The 22445-nt window shown below is 65.9% G+C and carries 20 protein-coding genes; 13 read left to right on the top strand and 7 right to left on the bottom strand.

All coding sequences use genetic code 11. The features are described 5' to 3' along the window. Positions 1-9: 9 nt before the first annotated feature. The 4 genes from ribB to AAG816_RS20170 all read left to right on the top strand — a co-directional run bounded on the left by ribB (position 10) and on the right by AAG816_RS20170 (position 4517). Positions 10-1320, top strand: a complete 1311-nt coding sequence (gene ribB, locus AAG816_RS20185) for a 3,4-dihydroxy-2-butanone-4-phosphate synthase (protein ID WP_341991476.1) — start codon at positions 10-12, stop codon at positions 1318-1320. A gap of 141 nt (positions 1321-1461) precedes the next feature. Beyond that, positions 1462-2319, top strand: coding sequence for a DUF1194 domain-containing protein (locus tag AAG816_RS20180; RefSeq protein WP_341991475.1), 858 nt, complete (start codon positions 1462-1464; stop codon positions 2317-2319). 207 nt (positions 2320-2526) lie between these two features. Further along, complete coding sequence (gene pstB / locus AAG816_RS20175) at positions 2527-3318, top strand: phosphate ABC transporter ATP-binding protein PstB (protein ID WP_341991474.1); 792 nt, start codon at positions 2527-2529, stop codon at positions 3316-3318. Positions 3319-3536: 218 nt separating this feature from the next. Next, positions 3537-4517, top strand: a complete 981-nt coding sequence (locus AAG816_RS20170) for a fatty acid desaturase (RefSeq protein ID WP_341991494.1) — start codon at positions 3537-3539, stop codon at positions 4515-4517. A gap of 80 nt (positions 4518-4597) precedes the next feature. Here AAG816_RS20170 and AAG816_RS20165 read toward each other — a convergent pair whose 3' ends face one another. Further along, complete coding sequence (locus tag AAG816_RS20165; protein ID WP_341991493.1) at positions 4598-5812, bottom strand: RNA methyltransferase; 1215 nt, start codon at positions 5810-5812, stop codon at positions 4598-4600. 5 nt (positions 5813-5817) lie between these two features. Continuing rightward, positions 5818-6549: a TlyA family RNA methyltransferase gene (locus AAG816_RS20160; RefSeq protein ID WP_341991473.1), complete on the bottom strand. Its 732-nt coding sequence runs from the start codon at positions 6547-6549 to the stop codon at positions 5818-5820. A 170-nt stretch (positions 6550-6719) separates the two neighbouring features. Between AAG816_RS20160 and AAG816_RS20155 the strand changes: the two genes are divergently transcribed. Both AAG816_RS20155 and AAG816_RS20150 read left to right on the top strand, forming a co-directional pair. Further along, on the top strand, positions 6720-7244 hold the full coding sequence (locus AAG816_RS20155; protein ID WP_341991472.1) for a hypothetical protein: 525 nt from the start codon (positions 6720-6722) through the stop codon (positions 7242-7244). Positions 7245-7368: 124 nt separating this feature from the next. Continuing rightward, on the top strand, positions 7369-7830 hold the full coding sequence (locus AAG816_RS20150) for a hypothetical protein (RefSeq protein ID WP_341991471.1): 462 nt from the start codon (positions 7369-7371) through the stop codon (positions 7828-7830). Positions 7831-7964: 134 nt separating this feature from the next. On the opposite strand, the gene dxs is transcribed toward AAG816_RS20150, so the two are convergent. The 3 genes from dxs to AAG816_RS20135 all read right to left on the bottom strand — a co-directional run bounded on the left by dxs (position 7965) and on the right by AAG816_RS20135 (position 11956). After that, positions 7965-9890, bottom strand: a complete 1926-nt coding sequence (dxs, locus tag AAG816_RS20145) for a 1-deoxy-D-xylulose-5-phosphate synthase (protein WP_341991470.1) — start codon at positions 9888-9890, stop codon at positions 7965-7967. A gap of 129 nt (positions 9891-10019) precedes the next feature. Further along, positions 10020-11003 (bottom strand): rhamnan synthesis F family protein, encoded by a 984-nt coding sequence (locus tag AAG816_RS20140; RefSeq protein ID WP_341991469.1) that lies wholly within the window; start codon positions 11001-11003, stop codon positions 10020-10022. Between the two features lie 44 nt (positions 11004-11047). After that, complete coding sequence (locus tag AAG816_RS20135) at positions 11048-11956, bottom strand: glycosyltransferase family 2 protein (protein ID WP_341991468.1); 909 nt, start codon at positions 11954-11956, stop codon at positions 11048-11050. Between the two features lie 178 nt (positions 11957-12134). On the opposite strand from AAG816_RS20135, the gene AAG816_RS20130 reads away from it, so the two are divergent. Both AAG816_RS20130 and AAG816_RS20125 read left to right on the top strand, forming a co-directional pair. Beyond that, positions 12135-13427, top strand: coding sequence for a hypothetical protein (locus AAG816_RS20130; protein ID WP_341991467.1), 1293 nt, complete (start codon positions 12135-12137; stop codon positions 13425-13427). Continuing rightward, complete coding sequence (locus AAG816_RS20125) at positions 13424-14044, top strand: protein-S-isoprenylcysteine O-methyltransferase (RefSeq protein ID WP_341991466.1); 621 nt, start codon at positions 13424-13426, stop codon at positions 14042-14044. The genes AAG816_RS20130 and AAG816_RS20125 overlap by 4 nt, the downstream gene beginning before the upstream one ends. 100 nt (positions 14045-14144) lie before the next feature. Here the strand turns inward: AAG816_RS20125 and AAG816_RS20120 are convergent, their stop codons facing one another. Beyond that, positions 14145-14435 carry an exodeoxyribonuclease VII small subunit gene (locus AAG816_RS20120; RefSeq protein WP_341991465.1) on the bottom strand — a complete coding sequence of 97 codons (291 nt, stop codon included), beginning with the start codon at positions 14433-14435 and terminating at the stop codon, positions 14145-14147. Positions 14436-14615: 180 nt separating this feature from the next. Between AAG816_RS20120 and AAG816_RS20115 the strand changes: the two genes are divergently transcribed. Beyond that, complete coding sequence (locus AAG816_RS20115; protein WP_341991464.1) at positions 14616-15764, top strand: ATP phosphoribosyltransferase regulatory subunit; 1149 nt, start codon at positions 14616-14618, stop codon at positions 15762-15764. Beyond that, complete coding sequence (hisG, locus tag AAG816_RS20110; RefSeq protein ID WP_341991463.1) at positions 15761-16741, top strand: ATP phosphoribosyltransferase; 981 nt, start codon at positions 15761-15763, stop codon at positions 16739-16741. Before AAG816_RS20115 ends, hisG begins: the two co-directional genes overlap by 4 nt. Here hisG and AAG816_RS20105 read toward each other — a convergent pair. Next, positions 16705-17916 carry an acyltransferase gene (locus AAG816_RS20105; RefSeq protein WP_341991462.1) on the bottom strand — a complete coding sequence of 404 codons (1212 nt, stop codon included), beginning with the start codon at positions 17914-17916 and terminating at the stop codon, positions 16705-16707. The two genes, hisG and AAG816_RS20105, sit on opposite strands and share 37 nt — an antisense overlap. A 246-nt stretch (positions 17917-18162) precedes the next feature. Here AAG816_RS20105 and pepN point away from each other — a divergent pair, with 246 nt between their 5' ends. The 3 genes from pepN to AAG816_RS20090 all read left to right on the top strand — a co-directional run bounded on the left by pepN (position 18163) and on the right by AAG816_RS20090 (position 22344). Next, the gene (gene pepN / locus AAG816_RS20100) at positions 18163-20796 is read left to right on the top strand and encodes an aminopeptidase N (protein ID WP_341991461.1); all 2634 of its coding nucleotides are present in this window, start codon (positions 18163-18165) and stop codon (positions 20794-20796) included. 162 nt (positions 20797-20958) lie between these two features. Continuing rightward, positions 20959-21231 carry a hypothetical protein gene (locus tag AAG816_RS20095; protein WP_341991460.1) on the top strand — a complete coding sequence of 91 codons (273 nt, stop codon included), beginning with the start codon at positions 20959-20961 and terminating at the stop codon, positions 21229-21231. A gap of 135 nt (positions 21232-21366) precedes the next feature. Beyond that, positions 21367-22344: a LysR family transcriptional regulator gene (locus AAG816_RS20090; RefSeq protein ID WP_341991459.1), complete on the top strand. Its 978-nt coding sequence runs from the start codon at positions 21367-21369 to the stop codon at positions 22342-22344. Positions 22345-22445: the final 101 nt, after the last annotated feature.

Genomic DNA, 22445 nt, shown 5'->3' with positions numbered 1-22445 from the left:
CGTCCCGTCATGAAACTCGCCGACTGGCTCCAAAGCGCCGGCGTCACGCGCAGCGCCTTTGCCAAGCAGGTGGGGATGTCCCCCGCCAGCGTGACCGCGCTGTGCAATGACGCCAGTGCCTGGATCTCACGCGAAACCGCCTGCCGCATCGCCGAGGCGACGGGGCATGCGGTGACGCCCAATGACTTCCTGGGGCTCCCGCCCCCGCGTATCCGAGGTTTGCCCGTGATCGACACCTCCCAGTCCCGCGTCCAGCTCGCCATCGAAGCCATCGCCCGTGGCGAGATCATCGTCGTCACCGACGACGATGATCGCGAGAACGAAGGCGACCTCATCCTCGCCGCCTCGCTGGCCACGCCGCCGAAGCTGGCGTTCGTGATCCGCCACACCTCGGGCATCGTGTGCACGCCCCTGCCCCCCTCCGAGGCCAAGCGCCTGCGCCTGGATCCCATGGTGGCCAATAACGACGCTCCCATGGGCACGGCCTTCACCGTCTCCATCGACGTGCGTCATGGCACCACCACCGGCATCTCCGCCGAGGAACGCACCAACACGGTGCGCGCGCTGGCCAATCCGAACATGGGCGCCGCCGATTTCGTCCGCCCCGGCCACGTCTTCCCGCTGATCGCCAAGGAAGGCGGCGTGCTCATGCGCTCCGGCCACACCGAAGCGGCCGTGGACCTGTGCCGCCTCGCCGGCGTGCCGCCGATCGGGGTGATCGCCGAACTGGTGAATGACGATGGCACCGTGAAGCGCGGGCCGCAGGTCACCGCCTTCGCCGATGAGCACAAGCTGCTGCGCATCTCGGTGGCAGACCTCATCGCCTATCGCCAGGCGCGGGAAAAGCTGGTCAACCGCGCGGCGGAATTTCCGGTGCCCACACTGGTGGGCGAGATGCAGGGCTTTTCTTACCTGACGCCGTTCGACGAGGTGAACCATCTCGCTCTGGTCTATGGCCGCATCGGCGATGGCGAGAACGTACTGGTGCGCCTGCACCGCGCCGATCCTGTGGCCGATGCCTTCACCGGCGCCAAGGTGCTGCAGAAGGCGCTGGAGCGCATCAAGCAGGAGGGCCGCGGCGTGCTGGTCTATCTGCGCGACGGTACCGCCGGCGTTCCGGCCACCTCCATCGGCCACGGCGAGAAAAGCGCCAGCGAGCTGGAGCGTGACCAGCATTGGCGCGAAGTGGGCCTCGGCGCCCAGATCCTGCGCGATCTCGGCGTCACCTCCATCCGCCTGCTGGCCTCCAAGGCCCGGACCTATGTCGGCCTCAGCGGCTTCGGTATCGAGATCGTCGCGACCGAGACACTCGAGTCCTGATGACGACATCTCGCCTGCCCCAAGGGCAGGCGAGAAAACATGACGCCGGACGAGCCAAAGCCGATCGCAGGCCTTTTGCCGGGCCAGGATCGGTGTCAGCATGTGGGTCCACGTCGGTTCTGACGCCTCAAGGAGAGCGCGATGGGACGGCCCGCCTGGTTCTCCTGCCCCGCCGCCGCTTGGCTGCTCCGAGCGTTGACGCCAATTTTTGTCCTGGCAGCCCTCGTCCCCTGGAGTGCCGCGGCGCTGGCGGCATCGCCGGCGGGGGGGCTTCCCACCGTGGACCTCGCCCTCGTCCTGGCGGTGGACGTGTCCTACTCCATGGATGTGGAGGAACAGGCGCTGCAACGGGAAGGCTACGCCCAGGCCCTGGTCTCGCCGGAGTTCCTCAACGCCCTGCGCCTCGGCCCCAACGGCCGAATCGTCGTGTCCTATGTGGAATGGGCCGGCGAGCATGAGCAGAGGCTGGTGCTGCCCTGGCGCATGATCGATGGCCCAGCCAGTGCCAAGGCTGTGGCCGACGAAATTTCGGCCGCGCCCCTGCGGCGGGTCTACCGCACCTCCATTTCCGGTGGTCTCCTGTTCTCCCTGACCTTGCTTGAAGACAGCGGCTATCGCGCCCTGCGGCGGGTGATCGATGTCTCCGGGGACGGGGTCAACAACCAGGGCCGGCGGGTGGACACGGCGCGCGACGAGGTGGTGGCCCGCGGCATCACCATCAACGGCCTGCCCTTGATGCTGAAGCGGCCGAACGCCTCCACCCTCGATATCGACGACCTCGACCTCTATTATGAGGACTGCGTCATCGGCGGCCCCGGCGCCTTTGTCATTCCCGTGCGCGAGCGAGCGGAATTCATCACCGCCATCAAGACGAAGATGGTGCTGGAGGTGGCGGGCGTCGTTCCGAAACGCGCACCGACCGTCATTCCGGTGGTGCAGCCGCCCCGCATATCCTGCACCATCGGCGAAAAGATCTGGATGGAACGCTGGAACAATTAGTCTACTGGGCCTTAGACCCTGAACAGACGGCTGTATTGGCGATTTTGTTACATTTATGTGACGTGATCTAGCGCAACGACGACCTTAGGACCTTACGTCATTCTTTCATGAGATGATGCACGGGGTTCCAAGACCATGACACTGCGCATGCCAATCCCAGCCAGCAGCCCTTCCAGTCCGCCATCGGGAGTGGTCGCAGGACGCCCGATGGGCGGGCTTGATGTGCTCCGGCCAGCGACGGCGCCGACCGTGAAGCTCCAGGCGAGCCACATTACCTATCGCTACGGCAAGACCGTCGCCCTGAATGACGTCTCGGTTCCGCTCTATCTGCACGAGGTCACCGCCTTCGTCGGTCCGTCAGGATGTGGAAAGTCCACCCTGCTGCGCGTGTTCAACCGGATGTATGACCTCTATTTCGACCAGACGGTGGAAGGCGAGGTGTTCATGGACGGGGTGAACATCCTGGCGCGTTCGGTGGACGTGCTGGCATTGCGCTCCCGCATCGGCATGGTGTTCCAGAAGCCGACCCCTTTCCCCATGTCGATCTATGACAACGTGGCCATGGGTCTGCGGCTCTCCGACACACTCTCGCCGTCGGAACTCGACGGCCGGGTGGAGGAAGCCCTACGCCGGGCGGCGCTATGGGGCGAGGTGAAAGACATCTTGAAGACCAGCGGCCTCAGCCTGTCCGGCGGCCAGCAGCAGCGACTCTGCATCGCGCGCACCATCGCGGTGCGGCCGGAAATCATCCTGCTGGATGAGCCTTGCTCCGCGTTGGATCCAATCTCCACAGCTAAGATCGAGGAGACCATCGACGACCTCAAGGCCGATTACACCGTCGCCATTGTCACCCACAACATGCAGCAGGCCGCGCGCATCTCTGACCGGACCGCCTTTATGTATCTGGGAGAGCTCATAGAATTCGGCCCAAGCGGTGAGATTTTTACCGCTCCTCGGGACGAGCGAACCCAGCGCTACATCACCGGCCGGTTCGGATAGCGGTTTCCTGGCGCCACCGGCCGATGAGGCTCCCCGCTCACTTTCGACACTTTCTTCCATCACCCTTGGGCAATGTGGCAATGTGAGTTTATTGCTACCCATGAAACCCATCGACGATCCGCCCGGGCACCGTGCGATCCAGGTGCGCACGGGACGGAAAAAGAAGAATGTCGGCGAAAGCCGCGCGCGATGCGCGCACCCCTGACGCTCGCAGTTGGATGGCCAAACTTTCGGCCTACAAGAACGCCAGCACCAAGCGCGGCGTCCTTGAACTGGTGATCACCGCCGTTCCCTTTGCCTTGGCCTGGGCGGCCATGGTGGTGGCGCTGGATTTTGGTCAGGTCTGGCTCTACGGCATCCTGATCGTCCCGGCCGCGGGGCTGCTCATGCGGCTGTTCATGATCCAGCACGATTGCGGACACGGCAGTTTCTTTCCCAGCCGCGCGGTCAATGACTGGACCGGCCGAATTCTCGGCGTCCTGACGCTCACCCCCTATGATTACTGGCGCCGCAGCCACGCCGTGCATCATGCCAGCACCGGAAATCTCGACCAGCGCGGCATTGGTGACATCGACACCCTTACCGTCAGCGAATATCTCCGCCGCTCGCCCTGGCAGCGCTTCTGCTACCGTCTGTACCGCAACCCGTTGGTGATGTTCGGCCTCGGCCCGGTCTATATGCTCGGTCTCCAGACCCGCGTTCCGGTGGGCTTCATGCGCAAGGGCTGGGGCCCCTGGGCCAGCACGCAGATCACCAATGTGGCGGTCTTGATCGCCGCCGGACTATTGGCCTGGGCGGTAGGGCTTGGCCCCTTCCTCATGATCCACCTGCCGGTGGTGGTGCTCGCGGCGGCGGCGGGCGTGTGGCTGTTCTACGTCCAGCACCAGTTTGAAGACACCCATTGGTCCGAGCAGCAGGACTGGTCGTTCCATGAGGCCGCGCTACATGGCAGCTCTCATTATGATCTGCCCGCCGTGCTGCGCTGGTTCACGGCCAATATCGGCATGCACCACATCCACCATCTGTCCAGCCGCATCCCCTATTATCGGCTGCCGGACGTGCTGCGCGATCACCCCGAACTGCGCGACGTGGGCCGCCTCACCCTGTTGCAGAGCTTTGCTTGCGTGCGCCTGACCCTGTGGGACGAACAGAGCCGCAAGCTGATCTCCTTCCGCGACGCCCGCCGCCTCTACGCCTGAGCGTGGCGATGGCTTCAGCCGGGCTCGACCCGGCTGAGATCATCACGCGCCGTAGGACCCGCCAATGCGCTTCTTCCTGCTTACCGACTGAACGTCGCCACCAGTTCCACATGGGGCGAGTAGCGGAACTGGTCGAAGGGCGTCACGCTCTCCAGCCGGAAGCCGCCGGCGATCAGCAAAGCGGCGTCGCGGGCGAAGGTGGACACCGCGCACGACACATAGACCAGCCGCCCCACCTTGCTCTTGGCCAATTCCCGCGCCTGGGCCTCGGCGCCCTGGCGCGGCGGATCGATCACCACCGCATCGAACTTCGCCAGCTCCTCGGCCATGAGCGGGCGACGGAACAGGTCGCGCACCTCCCCCTCCACGCCCTTCAGCCCCTGCACCCCGCGGGTGGCCTTGAGCATGGCGGTGACGGCAACCTCATTGCTCTCATAGCCCCAGACCCGCGCCGTGGACGCCAGCCGCAAGGCGAAGGTGCCGACGCCGCTGAACAGATCGGCCACCTTTTTCGCGCCGGCCACTGCCTCGCCGACGCGCGCGGCCAGCATGGCTTCGCCGGCAGCGGTGGCCTGCAGGAAGGCGGCCGGCGGCAATTCCACCCGCGCCGCCCCCATGGGCAGGAACGGCACCCGGCGCTGCACCACCATCTCTCCATGGCGGGTGAGGCGGGCAAGATCGAACCGCTCGGCAATCGCCGCCAGATCCATGAGTAGCATCGGCGGCAACGGCCCCGAGCCGCGCACGTCGAGATCAAGGCCGTTCTCGGTGGCGGTCACATGCAGATCGAGCGGCTTCTTCTGCCGGGCGATGGCCTCGGCCACCGCTTTGGCCGCATCGAGCGCATGGTCCAGGCCCGGCGCCAGCACCGGGCAGATGGTGATAGGCACCATGGAATGGGACTTGCGCTCGGCAAACCCGACAATGGTGCGCGGGCCGATCTGCCGGGCATGGAAGATGGCGCGCCGCCGCCCCTCGCCATGGGCATCCACCAAAGGCGAAACCTCGGCCACCACGCCTTCGCGGGCGAGCGCATCCACCACCAGGGCGCGCTTCCAGGCGCGATAGGCATCCGTGCGCCAGTGCTGTAGCAGGCAGCCGCCGCAGACACCGAAGTGCGGGCAGACCGGCGCAATCCGATCCGGACTTTCAACCAGAATGCGCACCGGCAGCAGGCGATCCTTGTCGCGAATACCCGCCACCCGCTCTCCCGGCAGGCCATAGGGCACGAACAACCCGTCCGCCGCGAGACCGTCGCCCTGGGCGCCGACCCGCAGCACATCCACTTCCAAAATGTCGTTCACGAACGCACCGCGCCTAAGAGAAATTCGAGATTGCCGTCGCCCCCTGCGATGGGCGAGGGAATAAGACCCTGGACCTGCCAGCCCAGCGCGCTGACCTGAGCCTCCACCTTGGCACAGACCGCCGCATGAACCGAAGGATCCCGCACCAGCCCCTTGCGCACCAGGGCCGGCCCGGCTTCGAACTGCGGCTTCACCAGCGCCACCAAGGCCGCGCCATCGGCGGCGAAGGCCAGTGCGGGCAGAAGCACCAGGGCGAGCGAAATGAAACTGACGTCGATGACGATCAGATCCACCGGCGCTCCCACCTGCGCCCACGTCAGGCGCCGGATGTCGGTGCCTTCCCACAGATCCACGTCAGCACGCCCCCGCAGCCGAGCGTGGAACTGATCATGGCCTACGTCCACGGCCACCACATGGCCGATCCCGCGGGACAGCAGCACATCGGTAAAGCCCCCGGTGGAGGCGCCCACATCCAGGGCGCGCTTACCCGCCGGGTCAAACCCGAAGGCATCAAGGCCCGCCGACAGCTTCAGCCCGCCGCGAGAGACGAACGGATGCACGTCCCGCGCCACCAGCTCGGCCGTTAGCTCGACTTCCTGCGAGGGTTTGCGCACCCGTTCGCCATCGGCGGTCACCTGCCCCGCCAGGACGGCGGCCTGCGCCCGCGCCCGGCTGTCGAACAGTCCGCGCTCCACCAGCAATTTGTCGATCCGTGCCCGCGCGGCCATGGCTGGCCCTTCCCATAAGAAACTAAAATTGGCCGTGCCGAGGGCCGCGGACCAAACCCATCGCGCGATCGGGCCGGACCGTGATATGCGATTGCCCACGGGCGAGGCAAACAGAACCGATAGGGGCGTGGGGCCGCGATCCTGCTTGTCCTCACCCGGTGGGAGTGCGTATGCAGAAGAAGATCGCCGCCCTGGCCCTTGTGGCTGTGATGTCCGCGGGGCTCGCCGGTGGTGCCCTGGCCGCGACCAAGTCCAGCAAGGCGACCAAGGCCGAGCCCCCCCCCGATCCCCGCGTATGGACCATTGCCAAGTCTGACGACACCTATGCCTTGCGCTTCGCGCTGCCGCGCGCGACCGATCCAGCCTTTGCCGCCACATGCCAGCCCAGCGCGCAGTTGCTTCAGATCGCCGTCGAAGTGCCCGCCGATAAGAAGGTGCGGTCCGGTGACGGCGTGCCACTCTCCCTCTCCAACGGCAAGCGACGGCTGGAACTGGCCGCCACCGCGTTCCAGGGCGCCGGTGACGGCCTGCTGGTGGTGGAAGCGGCAGTGACCCTCGACGCGCGCGTGCTGGAACTGTTCCGCGATGGCGACACGCTGACGGCGAAGATGCCGGGCTCCACCTTGTCCTTTCCCTTGGCCGGAGCGCGCACCCGTCTGGTCGACTTCGAACGGGTCTGCTTGGTCAAGCGCTAAGAAAGTGCGGTATTAAATTCCGGCGATTCAGTCCGCAGCGGCGTTCTTAACCTAAAATTAAGGACACTCTTTTCGTTTGCGGGGCGATGCGTATGATCCCGGCCAACTGTTCGGGGAAGATCGCATGTTCCGCACCATGATCGCTGCCGGCTTGCTTGCCGCCACTTGCCTGCCTGCTGCCGCCCAGGAGAAGCTCATCTGGTCGACGACGGTGAGCGGGGATGGGGCGACGCTTGTGTTCGGCGCGCCTGAAACCGACAACGCCATGATCTCCTTCACTTGTGAGAAGGGCAATCCCATGGTGCTGGTCAGTTCTATGATCGGCTCCAAGGGGCTGAAGGTGGACGACGCCGCCAAGGTGATCCTGGTCGCCGGCAAGGTGAAGAAAGATCTTCCCGGCAAGGCGGTCGCCAATGAAGAGAGCGGGGCCGTCGATGTGAATGCCGGCGCCAAGTTCGACGACATCAAGGCCGTGACCCGCGGCGCCCCCTTGCTCACCATCGAGACCAAGGGCGCCAAGCAGCAGATTTCCCTGGCCGGCGCAGCCGACGCTTACGCCGCGTTCGAAAAGGCTTGCAAGGGCTGAGGCGGATCGACACGCGCGACGTCGGGCATCACCCGCTCACATGGTGGTGAAGAGAAATCTCGGCTGACGACGCCTTGATGTGACGACGCCTTGAAGCAAAAGCCTATCGCGGCATGTGCCGCGATCCGAAAACCTCAGGCCCGCAGCGGGACAGCGCCGAGCCGTTCGACGTTTTGCCCCAGCAGCGCCAGGCTGCGCGCCACGATGCCATTGGCATCCAGCCCGGCCTGCGCCATCTGCTCCGCCGGCGTATCCTGATCGATATAGGTATCCGGCAACACCAGCGATCGCACCTTCAGGCCGCGGTCCAGCATGCCCTCGTCGGAGAGCAGTTGCAGCACCTGACTGCCGAAGCCGCCCACAGAGCCCTCTTCCACGATCACCAGCGCCCGGTGCTCGCGCGCCAGCCGCAAGATCAGATCCCGGTCGATGGGTTTGGCAAATCGGGCATCCGCCACGGTCGCCGAATGGCCCAGGCTCGCAAGCCGCTCCGCCGCCTCCTGGCAGGCCGCAAGCCGCGTGCCCAGCGACAAGAGTGCGATATCGGTGCCCTCGCGCACCACCCGGCCCTTGCCGATGGGCAGCACCTCGCCCCGCACCGGCCGCTCCACCCCGACGCCTTCGCCGCGCGGAAAGCGGAAGGCGATGGGGCCTGCATCATGGGCCACGGCGGTGGCGATCATATGCGTCAGTTCCGCCTCGTCGGCGGGGGCCATCACCGTGAAGCCGGGCAGGCACGCCAGCATGGCAATGTCGAACGCCCCCGCATGGGTGGCACCGTCCGCGCCCACCAGGCCCGCGCGGTCCACCGCGAAGCGCACCGGCAGATTCTGGATGGCCACGTCGTGGACCACCTGATCATACCCGCGCTGGAGGAAGGTGGAATACAGCGCGCAGAACGGCTTGTACCCCTCCGCTGCCAAGCCGGCCGCAAACGTCACCGCATGCTGCTCGGCGATGCCCACGTCGAAGGTGCGGGTGGGAAACGCCTGGCCGAACAGATCCAGCCCCGTGCCCGAAGGCATGGCGGCAGTGATCGCCACCACCTTGTCGTCCCGGCCCGCCTCCTCGATCAGCGCCTCGGCGAACACCCGCGTATAGCTGGGGGCGTTGGACTTCGCCTTCATCTGCGCGCCGGTGGAGACGTCGAACTTGACCACGCCGTGATACTTGTCGGCGGACGCCTCGGCGGGCGGATAGCCCTTGCCCTTTTGGGTCACCACATGGACCAGGATCGGCCCGGTCTTGGCATCGCGCACATTCTTCAGCACCGGCAACAGGTGCTCCAGATTGTGGCCGTCGATGGGGCCCACATAATAGAAGCCCATCTCCTCGAACAGCGTCCCGCCGGTCCAGAAGCCGCGTGCGAACTCCTCCGCCCGCGCGGCGCCGCGCTCGACGAATTTGGGCATGCGATGGGCGAGCTGCTTGCCGATTTCCCGCAGCGACAGGTAGGTGCGCCCGGAGATCAGCCGCGCCAGATAGGCCGACATGGCCCCGGTGGGCGGGGCGATGGACATGTCATTATCGTTGAGGATGACGATCAGCCGGCTGTCCATGGCGCCGGCATTGTTCATGGCCTCATAGGCCATGCCTGCGGACATGGCGCCATCGCCGATGACGCAAACCACATTGCGGTCGCCGCCGGACAGATCCCGCGCCACCGCCATCCCGAGGCCGGCGGAGATCGAGGTGGAGGAATGCGCCGCGCCGAACGGATCGTAAGCGCTCTCCGACCGGCGAGTGAAACCCGACAGCCCCCCGCCCTGTCGCAGGGTGCGGATGCGATCGCGGCGGCCGGTGAGGATCTTGTGGGGATAGCACTGATGGCCCACGTCCCAGATCAGCCGATCGTCGGGCGTGTTGAAAACGTGATGCAGCGCCACGGTCAGTTCGACCACGCCGAGGCCCGCGCCCAGATGCCCACCGGTGACCGAGACGGCGCTGATGGTTTCCGCGCGCAACTCAGCAGCCAGTTGGGGGAGCTTCTCTTCCGGCAGGCGCCTGACGTCTGAGGCGTCGCGCACCGTATCGAGAAGCGGTGTCTTCGTTACCGTCACCGAACACTCCGCACACCGGCAGCGCGCCGGAAATCGAGGCTTACACAGTCAGATGGAGCAGCGCAACGCGCAACGCGGACACTGCGCGGATGGGTCCCCATGACACGTGGCGGGTGTCATCCGCCCCGTTCACGGCTGCAACAAGGCTGCCGATGGTATTTTATTGCTGCCAAGATGCATCTCTATCTCTTCCATACGGAATCCGGCGGCGGTCAGATCGGTCCGCCAACGGCCGATATCTACCTGCATCGGATTCTCCCGCAGAAGCTGCACCTTCACGAACGGCATGCCGTTACGCAACAGCTCCTGCCAAGCGGCGAGCGTCGGGTTGGCCGAGCGGGGATCGTCTTCGCCGAGCGGATAGAGCACCTCGACCTGAAGCCGGGCGGTGGCCAGCAGACTGGGCAACGGCACCTCGCAACTCTCGATGACCTTCTGCTTGTCGCCGAGAGCGCGGACCTCGGAAAAGAAGTCGCGCACCGCCGGATTGCCCAGAGCCGCCTGACGCAACACAAAGAAGTAGCTCTGGAAATGACGGCGGAAGGCGGTGCTCTCCGTCAGCGCCACCACATCCGCCGGGCTGCGCTTCATGCGCTCAAGCATGGCCGGCAGGGCCGAGGGGGAGTGGTAGACGCTATCGTTGGCGAACCACAGCGCCGGCGCCGACCAGAGGTCCGGCCACAGGCGCAGCGTGCGCGCCCAGGCGGAAAAATCGTAGCCGAAATTCTCTACCACCAGCAGCGCATCGGCGCTTGCGGGGCCGGGATCGTAACAGCGCAGATCGGGGCGGTCGGTGGCGACGATCATCACCAGCCGGCATCCGGCGGCCCTCAGATCGCGGCAGTAATTGGCCACGTGCGGCCAGATGCGCCCATCGGGCGAATAGGTGGCGAACAGACACACCGGGCGCCCGTCCATGGCGCCCAACGGGCGGATCACCCGGCGGCGCAGGGTGGCCAGATCCTTCTCGTCCGGCAATTCCTCCCCGGTCTCCGGGGCGGCCATCAGGCCCAGAGCCTTGCGGATGTTGGCAGCGGGATCGAAGCCGGCAAACACCTTCACGGCTGCGGTGAGCAGGTGGCGCGCGATCCGCGGCGTATTTTGCGTGCTCATCGGTGAAGGCTCATCTGGCGGAGATCAAAGGCAGAAGCAGGCGGTCAGGGGGCCCGTGACGACGAGGCAGGCGGCGTCGGGGGAATCACGTCAAATAACCCGGCAATCTTGCCTGAGCGGATCATCAGGCGATGGATATCGAGCATCAGGAGCGAGAGGACGCAGCCGCCCGCAAGATACAGCACTTCCGCCCCGGTCCCCTTCGCCGCGCCATACTTCGCCCGGACATAGCGTTCCGACTGCTTCTTGAAGCGGTTGACGCGGAAGGTCTGGCGCCAACTGGGGGTGGAGGAATTGCCGCCCGCGTGGGTCACTTTGGCATCAGCGACAACGATGATGGGGATACCCTGCCCCCGCGCGCGCAACGCCAAGTCATCGTCCTCATGATAGAGGAAAATGGCTTCGTCAAAGCCGCCGAGCGCCAGAAATGCCCGTCGCTCCATCAAAAATGCCGCGCCGTGGACGAAGCGGGTGCAATAGTCGCCAACGATCTCGTCCGCCTTGAGCCGCCGTTTGCGCGGTACCGGCTCCAGGATGGAGCCTTCCTTGCGCATGGGGCGCCCATTCTCGCCAATGATGGCCGGCATGAAGATCGCCGGGTCGCCATAGCGCTTCACCGCGCGCAGCAAGGCGGAAATGGCATCTGCCTCCAGAACGGCATCGGGATTGAGAAACAGCACATAGTCTCCCCGCGCCGCGCGCGCGCCCGCATTGCAGGCGGCGCCGAACCCCATGTTCCGCGCCATGGGCACCAGATCGAACGGACGTCCCGCACCATCGGCCCAGCCGGTGCCTTCGGGGCTGGCGTTGTCCACCACCACCACCTGCGTCTTGTCCGGCACCGAAGCAATGGCCCGCGGCAACACCGCCCCGCTATTGTACGAGACGAAGACGACGCTGACAGATGGTGGTTTCTTGACCTGCACGAACAGCAGCCTCTGCGGCGTCGTCACACCATACTCCCGCCGCCACGACTGAAAAGACAAGGTCGCACACGCCGCCCTTGAGGCTCGCGCCGCGGCGCTGGCGGCCAATGGGCAGCATAGGTACCACCCCGTCGCGAGAGATCAAGGGCGCAACCCGAGGGGCTGCTTTGCGCCGCCCGCTCGGCTCCGATAGACTGATTCCATCATGTCTGTACCTCCCCCTCCGCCCCCGTTCCGCCGCCACATCTTCTTCGTGGCCGGCTATGACGCCATGACCGTGGAGGCCCACCACCGGGTGTTCCTGCGCGAATTGGCGCGCTTTGCCGGGGTCTGGAATGTCAAGGCAAAGGCGTCCGATGATTCCCGCATAAACCGCACCGGCGGCTATTGGACCACCCGCGCCGAGGGGCCGGAATGGGCCACGGAGACCCGTTTCGAAGTGCTCGCCTGGGACGACCTCGTGCGGGCGGACATGAACCGCAGCCGCTGGTCCCATTTGAAGGGCACGGTGCGGGCGCTCGGAGACATGATCATCACCGGCACGATCATCCGCTATTTTAAGACCAGCCACCGCTACGGCATCTTCTTCTGTCTCCCCTATCTCACGCTGGCCCTCATCTGGGCCTTTGCCGGGGGCCTCGGCTGGTTCGCCGCCCGCGCGCTCCAGCCGCTGGTGAGCAACGCGCTGATCGGCACGGCTCTCGCAGCCCACGGGCAGACCGGTCGGTGGACAGCGGTGGTTGCCGGCATTCTCGTGGCGCTCGCTGTGGGCCTGAGCCTGATCCGCCTGCTCAATCAAAGGCTGCGGCTGCGGCAGTCCTTGGACCTTGCGGAATTCTCGGTGGATTTCGCCCACGACCGCTATCCAAAGCTGAAGGAGCGCATCACCGCGTTCGCGGATCGCCTGCGGGCGACCGTCGCCATGGGCGGCTTGGACGAGATCGTTCTGGCCGGACATAGCCTCGGGGCCATGCACGTGGTCAGCCTCGTGGCCCGCGCGCTGAGAGATGACCCGCAATTGGGAACCACCGTTCCGATCCGGGTGCTGACGCTGGGCTCCACCATCGCGAAATTCGCCCTGCATCCCGCCGCCGACCGCCTGCGCGGCTCGACCCGCACCCTCTCCAAGGCCTCAGCCATCGGCTGGACCGAGTATCAGGCCCGCGACGACATCGTCTCCTTCTACAAGGTTGACCCCGTCACCTTGGAACGCGCCGGTGACGGTGACACCACCCGGCGCCCCCTGATCCGCCGGGTTGCCATCAGGACCATGCTCTCGCCGGCCACGTTCGCGCGGTTCCGCTTTGACGTGATGCGTCTGCATTGCCAGTTCTTCCTGGCCAATGACCAGCGGGCGCCATTTGATTTCTATGCCTTTATCTGTGCCCCGGTACCGTTCGACGTGCTGGTGGGAACGCCGGAGGGGCCGCTTTCGGTGTTCACGGCGGAGGGCGGGCTGCTTGCACCGGAGGCGGCAAAACAGCAAAAGAGCGCATGATCTCCCTGCCCCTCTTTCCCCACCCCGTGTCCACCCTTTCGGTCGCCACCTTGATCTGGGCCGCTGGCGTCATCGGCTGGTACGTCCTGCGTCTGCCGTTTGAACTGAAAGCCAAGCGCACCCAAGTGGCGGATGCGCGCCATCGGACGCTGCGGGATTATACGCTGCTGACGATCTCGACCCTCGGTTTGGGCATCATCCCCGCCGTATTCGCCGTCACCAATTGGCCCCGCGCGCTGACCTATCCGCTCTCCGTGGCCCAACTGGTAACGGGAACCCTGGTTTTCGCAGCGGCGCTCTGGCTGTTTTGGCGCACCCACCGCGACCTCGGCCGCAACTGGTCGGTGACGCTGGAGATCAAGGATGCGCATCAACTGGTCACTTCCGGGGTCTACCGGCAGGTGCGGCACCCGATGTATTCGGCCTTTTTCCTGTGGGCGTTGGCCCAGGCCCTGCTGCTGCCGAACCTGCTGGCCGGCTTTTCGGGCCTGGTCGGGTTCGGCATCCTGTTCGCGTTCCGCGTGGGCCGCGAGGAGGCCATGATGCGGGAAACATTCGGCGCCGACTACGACGCCTATGTGGCCCGCACCAAGCGCATCATCCCCGGCCTCTACTGAAAAGAACGAAACCGGCACCGGCGCGGATCAGCGATTCGCTCCGGCTCTGTTCCGGTCGTGTTCCAACGCGGAACACACGCCGTCCCATTCCGGCACAGCCTCAGCCGGCGGGATCCAGGGGCGCGGTGCCGGTGGGACGTCCGTCAGCGTCGCGGGTGATGGTGGCCACCCGTGCCTCGGCCTCGCCCAGCAGGGCTTCGCAGCGCTTCTTCAGGGCTTCGCCACGCTCATAGATGGCGATGCTCTCCTCCAGCGGCACATTGCCCGCCTCCAGGCGCTGGACGATGCCTTCCAGTTCCGCCAGGGCGGCCTCGAACGACAGAGCGGACACCGCAGGCGCTTTCGCCTCGCGTTTGGTGGGCGTGCCTTCGGGCTTGCTGATCTCGGCCATGGGCCACCTTTCGAATCTCGAGCGTTGCGCCCTTATAGCCGAGGCTCGCGGCAGGCTTAAGGGCGACGCGGCGGCGCCGGGGTGGTCGTGGGCCTCCAGCTTTGCTAGAAGCCGCGTCGAAACCGGCGGGTGTTCCGCCCCAAGGGCGTCCCCGCCCACCGCTTGAGATTCAGAGCCGAAATGCCGACCGAGGCGCAAAGCCCACCCCCGTTCCGCGACACCAGCGCCCTGGATGAGGCGCTGATGGTGCGCTTTGCCTCCGCGGGCTTCACCCGCCTGGATCCCCCGATCCTGCAACCGGCGGACGCGTTCCTGGACCTGTCGGGCGAATCCATCCGCCGCCGCATGTTCCTGACCACGGATGAGAGCGGCCAGGAGCTCTGCCTGCGGCCGGACCTGACCATTCCCGTGGCGCGGGAAGTGGGCCGGCTGCGCCTGCCCATGCCGGCGGCGGTGAGCTATCTCGGCCCGGTGTTCCGCTTCCGCGGGGTTGGCTCCGGGGAATTCCGCCAGGCTGGCGTTGAATCCTTCGGCCGCGCAGACCGGGAAGCGGCGGATGCCGACATCCTCGCCCTGGGTCTGGAAACCTGCGCCATCTATGGCGTGCCGGACCCGGAAATCCTGCTGGGCGACGTGGGCCTGTTCGCCGCCGTGCTGGAGGCGTTGCCTTTGGCCCCGGTGTGGCGGCGGCGCCTGATGAAGGACTTCGGCCAGGGCCGGCTGGATGAGGACCTCATGCGCCTCAGCCAGGCGCCCGTGGGGGGCAGCACCACCCATGCGGGCGTGCTCTCCGCCATGGCCGGCTCCGATCCGGTGGCCGCCCGCGCCCTGATCACCGACCTTTTGTCCATCGCCGGCATCACCACGGTGGGTGGGCGCACGGTGTCGGAAATCGCCGCCCGCTTCCTGGAGCAGTCGGCGCTGGAGGGCAACGGCCTGTCTTCCGAGACCGCAGCCATCCTCTCGCGCTATCTCTCCATTGCCGGCGAGCCGGACGAGGCCGCGCAGCAGATGCGCGATCTGGCCCGGGAGGCGCAGATGGACATCGGCGCCGCCGTGACCGCGTTCGAGGCCCGCGCGGGCTTCCTTTCCGCCCACGGGGTGAACCTGCCGGACGTGCAGTTCTCCGCCGCCTTCGGCCGGCCGCTGGACTATTACAGCGGCATGGTGTTCGAGCTGGGCGATCCGCAAGGGCGTATCGAGGGGCCATTGGTGGCTGGTGGGCGCTATGACCGCCTGCTGAGCCGCCTGGGCGCGCCGGGCGTAGTGCCGGCGGTGGGATTTGCCGCATGGGTGGAGCGTCTGGCGCTTCTGGAGGGCCAGTCATGAGCGATACCCTGATCCTCGCCGTGCCCTCCAAGGGCCGGCTGCAAGAAAACGTCCACGCCTTCTTCTCCCGCGCCGGCATGCCGCTGGTACAGGCCCGCGGCGCCCGCGACTATCGCGGCGCGCTGGGCGGCGTGGAGAATGTGGAAGTCGCCTATCTGTCCGCCTCCGAAATTGCTGCGGCGCTGGCCGCCGGCGCGGTGCATGTGGGCGTCACCGGCGAAGACCTGGTGCGCGAGAACATCCCCCATGCGGATAGCCGGGTGATGCTGTTGGAGCCGCTCGGCTTCGGCCATGCCAATGTGGTGGTGGCGGTGCCGCAGGCCTGGATCGACGTGCGCTCCATGGAAGACCTGGACGATGTGGCCGGGCACTTCCACAGCCGCACCGGGCGGCGCATCCGCGTCGCCACCAAATATGTGAACCTGACCCGCAGCTTCTTTGCCCGCCACGGTATCGTGGATTACCGCATCGTCGAGAGCGCAGGCGCTACCGAGGGCACGCCCGCTTCGGGATCGGCCGAATTGATCGTGGACATCACCACCACCGGCGCGACCCTGTCCGCCAATGGCCTCAAGGTGGTGGACGACGGGGTCATTCTGCGGTCGGAGGCCAATCTGGTGGCCTCGCTCACCGCCGACTGGTCGCGCGGCCCGCGCACGGCGGCCCACGCCATGTTCGACCGCATGGCGGCCGAAAAGCGCGCCCGCACCATGCGTGAGGTACGCACCCGCTTTACCCAGTGCAACGCCAATCTGGTGCAGGATGCGGTGACGCGGTTCCGCTGCGTGGCGCCGTTCGGCGGTCCTACCTCCTCGGGCATGCTCACCCTGCACTGCCCGCCCGATACCCTGCACAGCCTCTCCATCTTCCTGCGGGCGGAGGGGGCGAGCATGGTGACGGTGGGGCCGATCGAATATGTCTTCGCCACCGAAAACCCACTTTACGAAGCCCTGGATGCGCGGCTCGCGACCGGCTGAATGCGGAAGCCCCACGCGCCCGCGTCCATACGCTTGGCCAAGCCATTGAACCTTTGGCGGGCAGGCTCTTCGACGCGGGCGTAAGTGAGGGCCGCCAAGGCGACCACGGCCACGAGGATCGCCACCAATAGCGCAAAGCTGCCGGCAACCCCGCCCACCGCATAAAGCGTCTTGGCGTGGCCCTCCACCAGAACCTGGGTTTCCAGATTGAGCCCCTGCCAGCGCGCGAACGCCCACACGCCATAGGCTGCGGCCATCAGCACCAACTGGTGGCCCAGGTAGATGGAATAGGACCACCGCCCCAGCGCCTTCAGCGGCCGCGCCCGCAGCAGCCGCGAGACATGGCCGCCCTCCCGTGCGAACACCAGCACGGCCAGGGCAAAGACCAAGGGGGCCGCGAGGCTCACCATCGCCACCGCATCGGGGCCACGGCCCGCGAAGAGGACAAAGGTCACCACAAGGGCCACGACGCCAGCCTCGATTGCTGTGGCGCCCCACCGCGAGATCCCCGCAAAGCGCGCCTGGCCCGCCTGGAAGAGGCGATAGGCCACCACCCCGGTGAAGAAGCCCGCCACACAACGGAACAGGCCGAAATCTGCGGTGGAGTTCATATAGGTGGGCGAGACCACTGCCAGCAGTGAAACAGACGCAAGCGCGAGCACCGCGGCGGCGAGTGTGAGCCCGCGCCCGGCCAGGATGCAGGCCGCGCCGAACAGCAGATAGGTGTAAAATTCCGCGCCAATGCTCCAGCTGGGTGCGTTCCAGGCCATGCCATGCAAATTGACCGCATTGAGCAGCAGGGCGTGCAGCGGGATGGCCACAGCGGAATATTCGCTCGGTCCCCAGGTGAGGGCGAAGCGGTCCGGATGCGGCAGCAGGTTCACGACGCCGACGAAGAGGACAAACGCCGCCAGCAGGGTGGCATGCAGCGGCCACAGCCGGCCAAAGCGCCGCACGACGAAACTCAGCCAGCTTCCGGCGTCCGAGAGCCGGTCGCGATAGGCGTGACACACCACAAACCCACTCAGCACAAAGAAAAAATCAACGCACAGATAGGCATTCGACACCAACCGATAGCCCATCAGCGGCGATACGAAAATGAAACAGAAATGAAACAAAACAACCAGAACAGCGCAGATTCCGCGCCATGCGTCCAATGCTTCAAATCTCACCATAGATCGATCCTCCGGACGGATTAACCAGAGGATTGACCTATAGTTCCCATGCGGGGATGACGCGGCGAGAAAGCGGATACTTTGTGATCATGCCCGAGCACTGTAATTTGTTACCGACGTCGGGCTTATTTCGAACCTTCTGTGTTTTGCCACGCCCGCGCGGCTCTTGGCCCTTTCGCCTGCGCGCCCTAACTTCTAGTCTCCTCGTCGCGCCGTAAGCGGCGCTGTACGTTGGGAGAGTTTTTCATGCGTGACGCCGAGACCCATCCCGTGCGCCTTGCGGACTACCGGCCGCCGGCGTGGCTCGTGGATACGGTGAATCTCGATGTCTCCCTGCATCCCAGCGCGACCCGCGTAGTCTCCAGCCTGGCGTTGCGGCGCAATCCGCGCGGCGACGCGACGGCACCGGTGGTGCTGGATGGCGATGGCCTGACCCTGGTGCGGGTGGCCATCAACGGCGTGCCGCTGGCGGGCGGCGCTTATGAGGCGACGCCGCAGGGCATGGTGATCAGCCATCCCCCCGCCGACGCGTTCCTGCTGGAAATCGAGACCCTGGTCGACCCCACGGCCAACACCCAGCTGATGGGCCTCTACCGGACGCGGGGCAATTACTGCACCCAGTGCGAGCCGGAAGGCTTCCGCCGCATCACCTATTTCCCGGATCGCTCCGACGTGTTGGCTGTCTACACGGTGCGCGTGGAAGCCAATCGCGAGGAAGCCCCGGTGCTTCTGAGCAATGGCAATCTGGAGCGCAGCGGCCCCATCGCCGGCACTGATCGCCACTATGCCATCTGGCACGATCCCTGGCCGAAGCCGTCCTATCTGTTCGCGCTGGTGGGCGGAAACCTGTCCAAGGTGCCGGACCATTTCGTCACCGCTTCCGGCAAGCCAGTCGAACTGGGCATCTATGTGGAGCCCGGCAAGGAGACCCGCGCGTCATACGCCATGGATGCCCTCAAGCGCTCCATGCGCTGGGACGAGCAGGCGTTCGGCCGCGAATATGATCTCGACGTGTTCAACATCGTCGCCGTGTCAGACTTCAATATGGGCGCCATGGAGAACAAGGGCCTAAACGTCTTCAACGACAAGTACGTGCTCGCCAGTCCGCAGACCGCCACCGATGCGGATTATGCCGGCATCGAGGGGGTGATCGCCCACGAATATTTCCACAATTGGAGCGGCAATCGCGTCACCTGCCGCGATTGGTTCCAGCTGTGCCTGAAGGAAGGCCTCACGGTTTTCCGCGACCAGGAATTTTCCGCCGACCAGCGCTCGCGCCCGGTCAAGCGCATCTCCGACGTGCGCCTGCTCAAGGCCGCCCAGTTCACCGAGGATGCCGGCCCCCTGGCCCATCCCGTGCGGCCGGAAACCTATCGCGAGATCAATAATTTCTACACGGCGACCGTCTATGAGAAGGGCGCCGAGGTGGTGCGGATGCTGAAAACCCTATTGGGGGAAGAGGGCTTCCGCACTGGCATGGACCTCTACTTCCAGCGCCACGACGGCGATGCCGCCACCATCGAGGACTTCCTCGCCGCGTTTGCCGAGGCCACCGGACGGGACCTGAGCCAGTTCGCACTGTGGTATGCGCAATCGGGCACACCGCGCGTCACCGCCAGCGGTAGCTATGACCCGGCCGTCGGCACCTACCGGCTGGATGTGACCCAGTCCACGCCGCCCACCCCCGGCCAGACCGATAAAAAGCCGGTGGTGCTTCCCCTGGCGGTGGGCCTGCTGGGGCCGGATGGCACCGACCTGCCTCTGACGCTGGATGATGGACGCAACGTGCCGCACCACGTGATCGAGGTCACGCAGGCGGAACAGTCCTTTGTCTTCACCGGCCTTTCTGCCCGCCCGGTGCTGTCGCTGAATCGCGGCTTCTCCGCCCCGATCAACCTCTCCACCAACCTCACTGAAGCGGATCTGGTATTCCTGGCCGCCCACGATCGCGACCCGTTCAACCGCTTCGACGCCATGCAGGGCCTGGCCTTTGCCCTGCTGAAGGCCGGCGCCGCCAACGGCAGCCTGCCGGACACCACGCCCTTGGTAGAAGCCGCGCGCCGGCTGCTAGCGGACGCCAATCTGGATCCCGCCTTCAAGGCCCAGTCCTTGGCGCTGCCGGGCGAGAATGAGATCGCCCGCGAGATCGGCAGCAATGTGGACCCAGACGCCGTGTTCGCGGCCCGACGGGCGCTGCGCCAGATCCTGGCGGACGCCCTCCATGCCCCCTTGGAAGCAGCCTATGACGCCATGACCAATGGCTCGGCCTATTCCCCGGATGCTGACGCGGCGGGACGGCGGGCGCTGCGCAATCTGGCGCTGGACTATCTGACCGCCGACGGCACCGAAGGAGCCATCGTCCGCGCCCAGGCGCAATATGCCGATGCCGACAACATGACCGACCGTTTCGCAGCCCTGGCGGTGCTGGTGCAGCACGATACGCCCGCCCGCATCGAGGTGCTGGAGGACTTCTACCGCCGCTTCGTCACGGACCCGCTGGTGATCGACAAATGGCTCGGCCTCCAGGCCCAGATCCCCGAAGCGGGCACCCTGGAGCGGGTACAGGGGCTGACATTGCTGCCGGTGTTCTCCATGGCCAATCCGAACCGGGTGCGTGCGCTCATCGGCGCGTTTGCCACCGGCAATCCGACCCAGTTCAATCGCACCGACGGCAAAGGGCACGACTTCCTGGTGGATGTGGTGCTGGCGCTCGACGGCAAGAACCCGCAGGTGGCGGCGCGTCTGCTTTCCGCCTTCAAGACCTTCCGCCAGTTGGAGCCGGTGCGCCGCGCCAGTGCCGAGCGGGCGTTGCGCCGGGTCGCGGCGGCGCCGGGCTTGTCTGCGGACGTCTCCGATATCGCCAACCGTTCTTTGGGCTGAGGGAAACAGCAACGCCTCAAGCTGCCATCGGGATTAGTGCTCAATCCGGGATAATGAACTGCGAAAATGCAGCATTATCTCGGAGGGCATCGGGGACTATCTCTCGCTCATCGGATCGGGCCGCTCCAACGGCCCCAACGAATGAACAAAAGGAATAGTCCCATGCGCAAGATCACCTATGCCGCCATCGCCCTCGCCGCTGCCGTGTCCTTCTCGGGCATCGCGCGTGCGGATGAATATGTGTCCAACGAGAACAAGGAAGCCTATGCGGTGGCCGCTCAGTCGGCCGCCATGGCGACCCAGACCGTTCTGCCCCTCGGCTACGCCCAGGCGGAATCGCCCCGCGCAGCGCAGGTGAATGCCATCTTCACCGCCCCCCGGAGCAATGACAGCCTGCAGCTTCAGCTCGGCGACCGTGGCATCGGCACCAACTGATCCCCATGTGATGCGTTCAGCATCGGATATGACCTCCATCTGATGCGATCGCCTCTGGCGCGGCGGGGTTTCCCGTCGCGCCAGAGGCATTTCACGATACGTGTTTGCAGTTCGAGCGATTGGCGGAGTTGGCGCATGGCACGCTGGGATGATGTGGAAGTGTTCCTGCGGGTCGTGGACCGCGGCAGCTTCAACGGCGCCGCCGAACAGCTCGGCCTTCCGCCCACCTCCGTCAGCCGCAAGGTGAAGGCGCTGGAGGACCGCCTCGGTGTCCAGTTGCTCCATCGCACCACGCGCCGCGTGTGGCCCAGCGAGGCGGGGCAGGCCTATTATCAGCGCTGCGTGGATGCCATCGCCGCCCTTGACCGGGCCGACGCCTCCATGCGGCAGTTGACCCAGGAACCGGAGGGGCACCTCAAGGTCTTGCTGACCTACGCCACCGCGATCTTGGTGCTGGAGCCCGAACTGGCGACGTTCCGCGCGCGCTACCCGAAGGTGCAATTGCACCTGACGCTCGACAACCACCCCATGGACCTGATCGAGCACGGCTTCGACGTGGCGGTGCGGCCAGGGCCGGTCCGTGATTCCAGCTATCACGTGCGCAGCCTCGGCACGAACAACCTTCAGTTTCTGGCCAGTCCGGCGTATCTCGCCCGCAAAGGCCGCCCCACCCACCCCCGCGAACTGGTGGACCACGATCTGGTGGCTGTGCGCTTCTCGCCCGGCCCGCTGCAATGGAACCTGATCGGCCCGACGGGCGCCTTCGACCTTAAAATCTCGCCCATTCTCGATACCAACGATCCGATCATGGCCATGCGCCAGGCCATCGGCGGCGCCGGCATCATGATGATGTCCCGCTGCCTGGCGCGGCGGCGGGTGGAGAATGGCGAACTTGAGGTCGTGCTCCCGGAGTGGCAGCGGCGCGAACCGCTGGAGACCGTCGCCCTGTTTCCGGCCCGGGCGACCCTCGACCTCAAGGTGCGGGTCTTCGTCGACTTCCTGGTGGAAGCGTTCGATCGCTGGCACAGCTCAAGCTTGATCGCGCCCGTCACCCCCACCGCGGCCGCCGCCCGCGCACCGAAGCGAAAAACAAGCGTGGTTTCAAAGCCTTGAACGGATCAGCTTAGGCGGAGCGTGAGGGCATGGGCGGTGCCCGCGAAACAAGCCGCCTTGACAGCGGCGAACTATCCCCGCTTTCCACACCCCCGGCTAAC

Origin of the sequence: Azorhizobium sp. AG788, from assembly GCF_943371865.1 — a bacterium.
In the GTDB taxonomy this organism is placed as follows: domain Bacteria; phylum Pseudomonadota; class Alphaproteobacteria; order Rhizobiales; family Xanthobacteraceae; genus Azorhizobium.
This window is presented reverse-complemented; position numbering and strand designations above follow the sequence as displayed.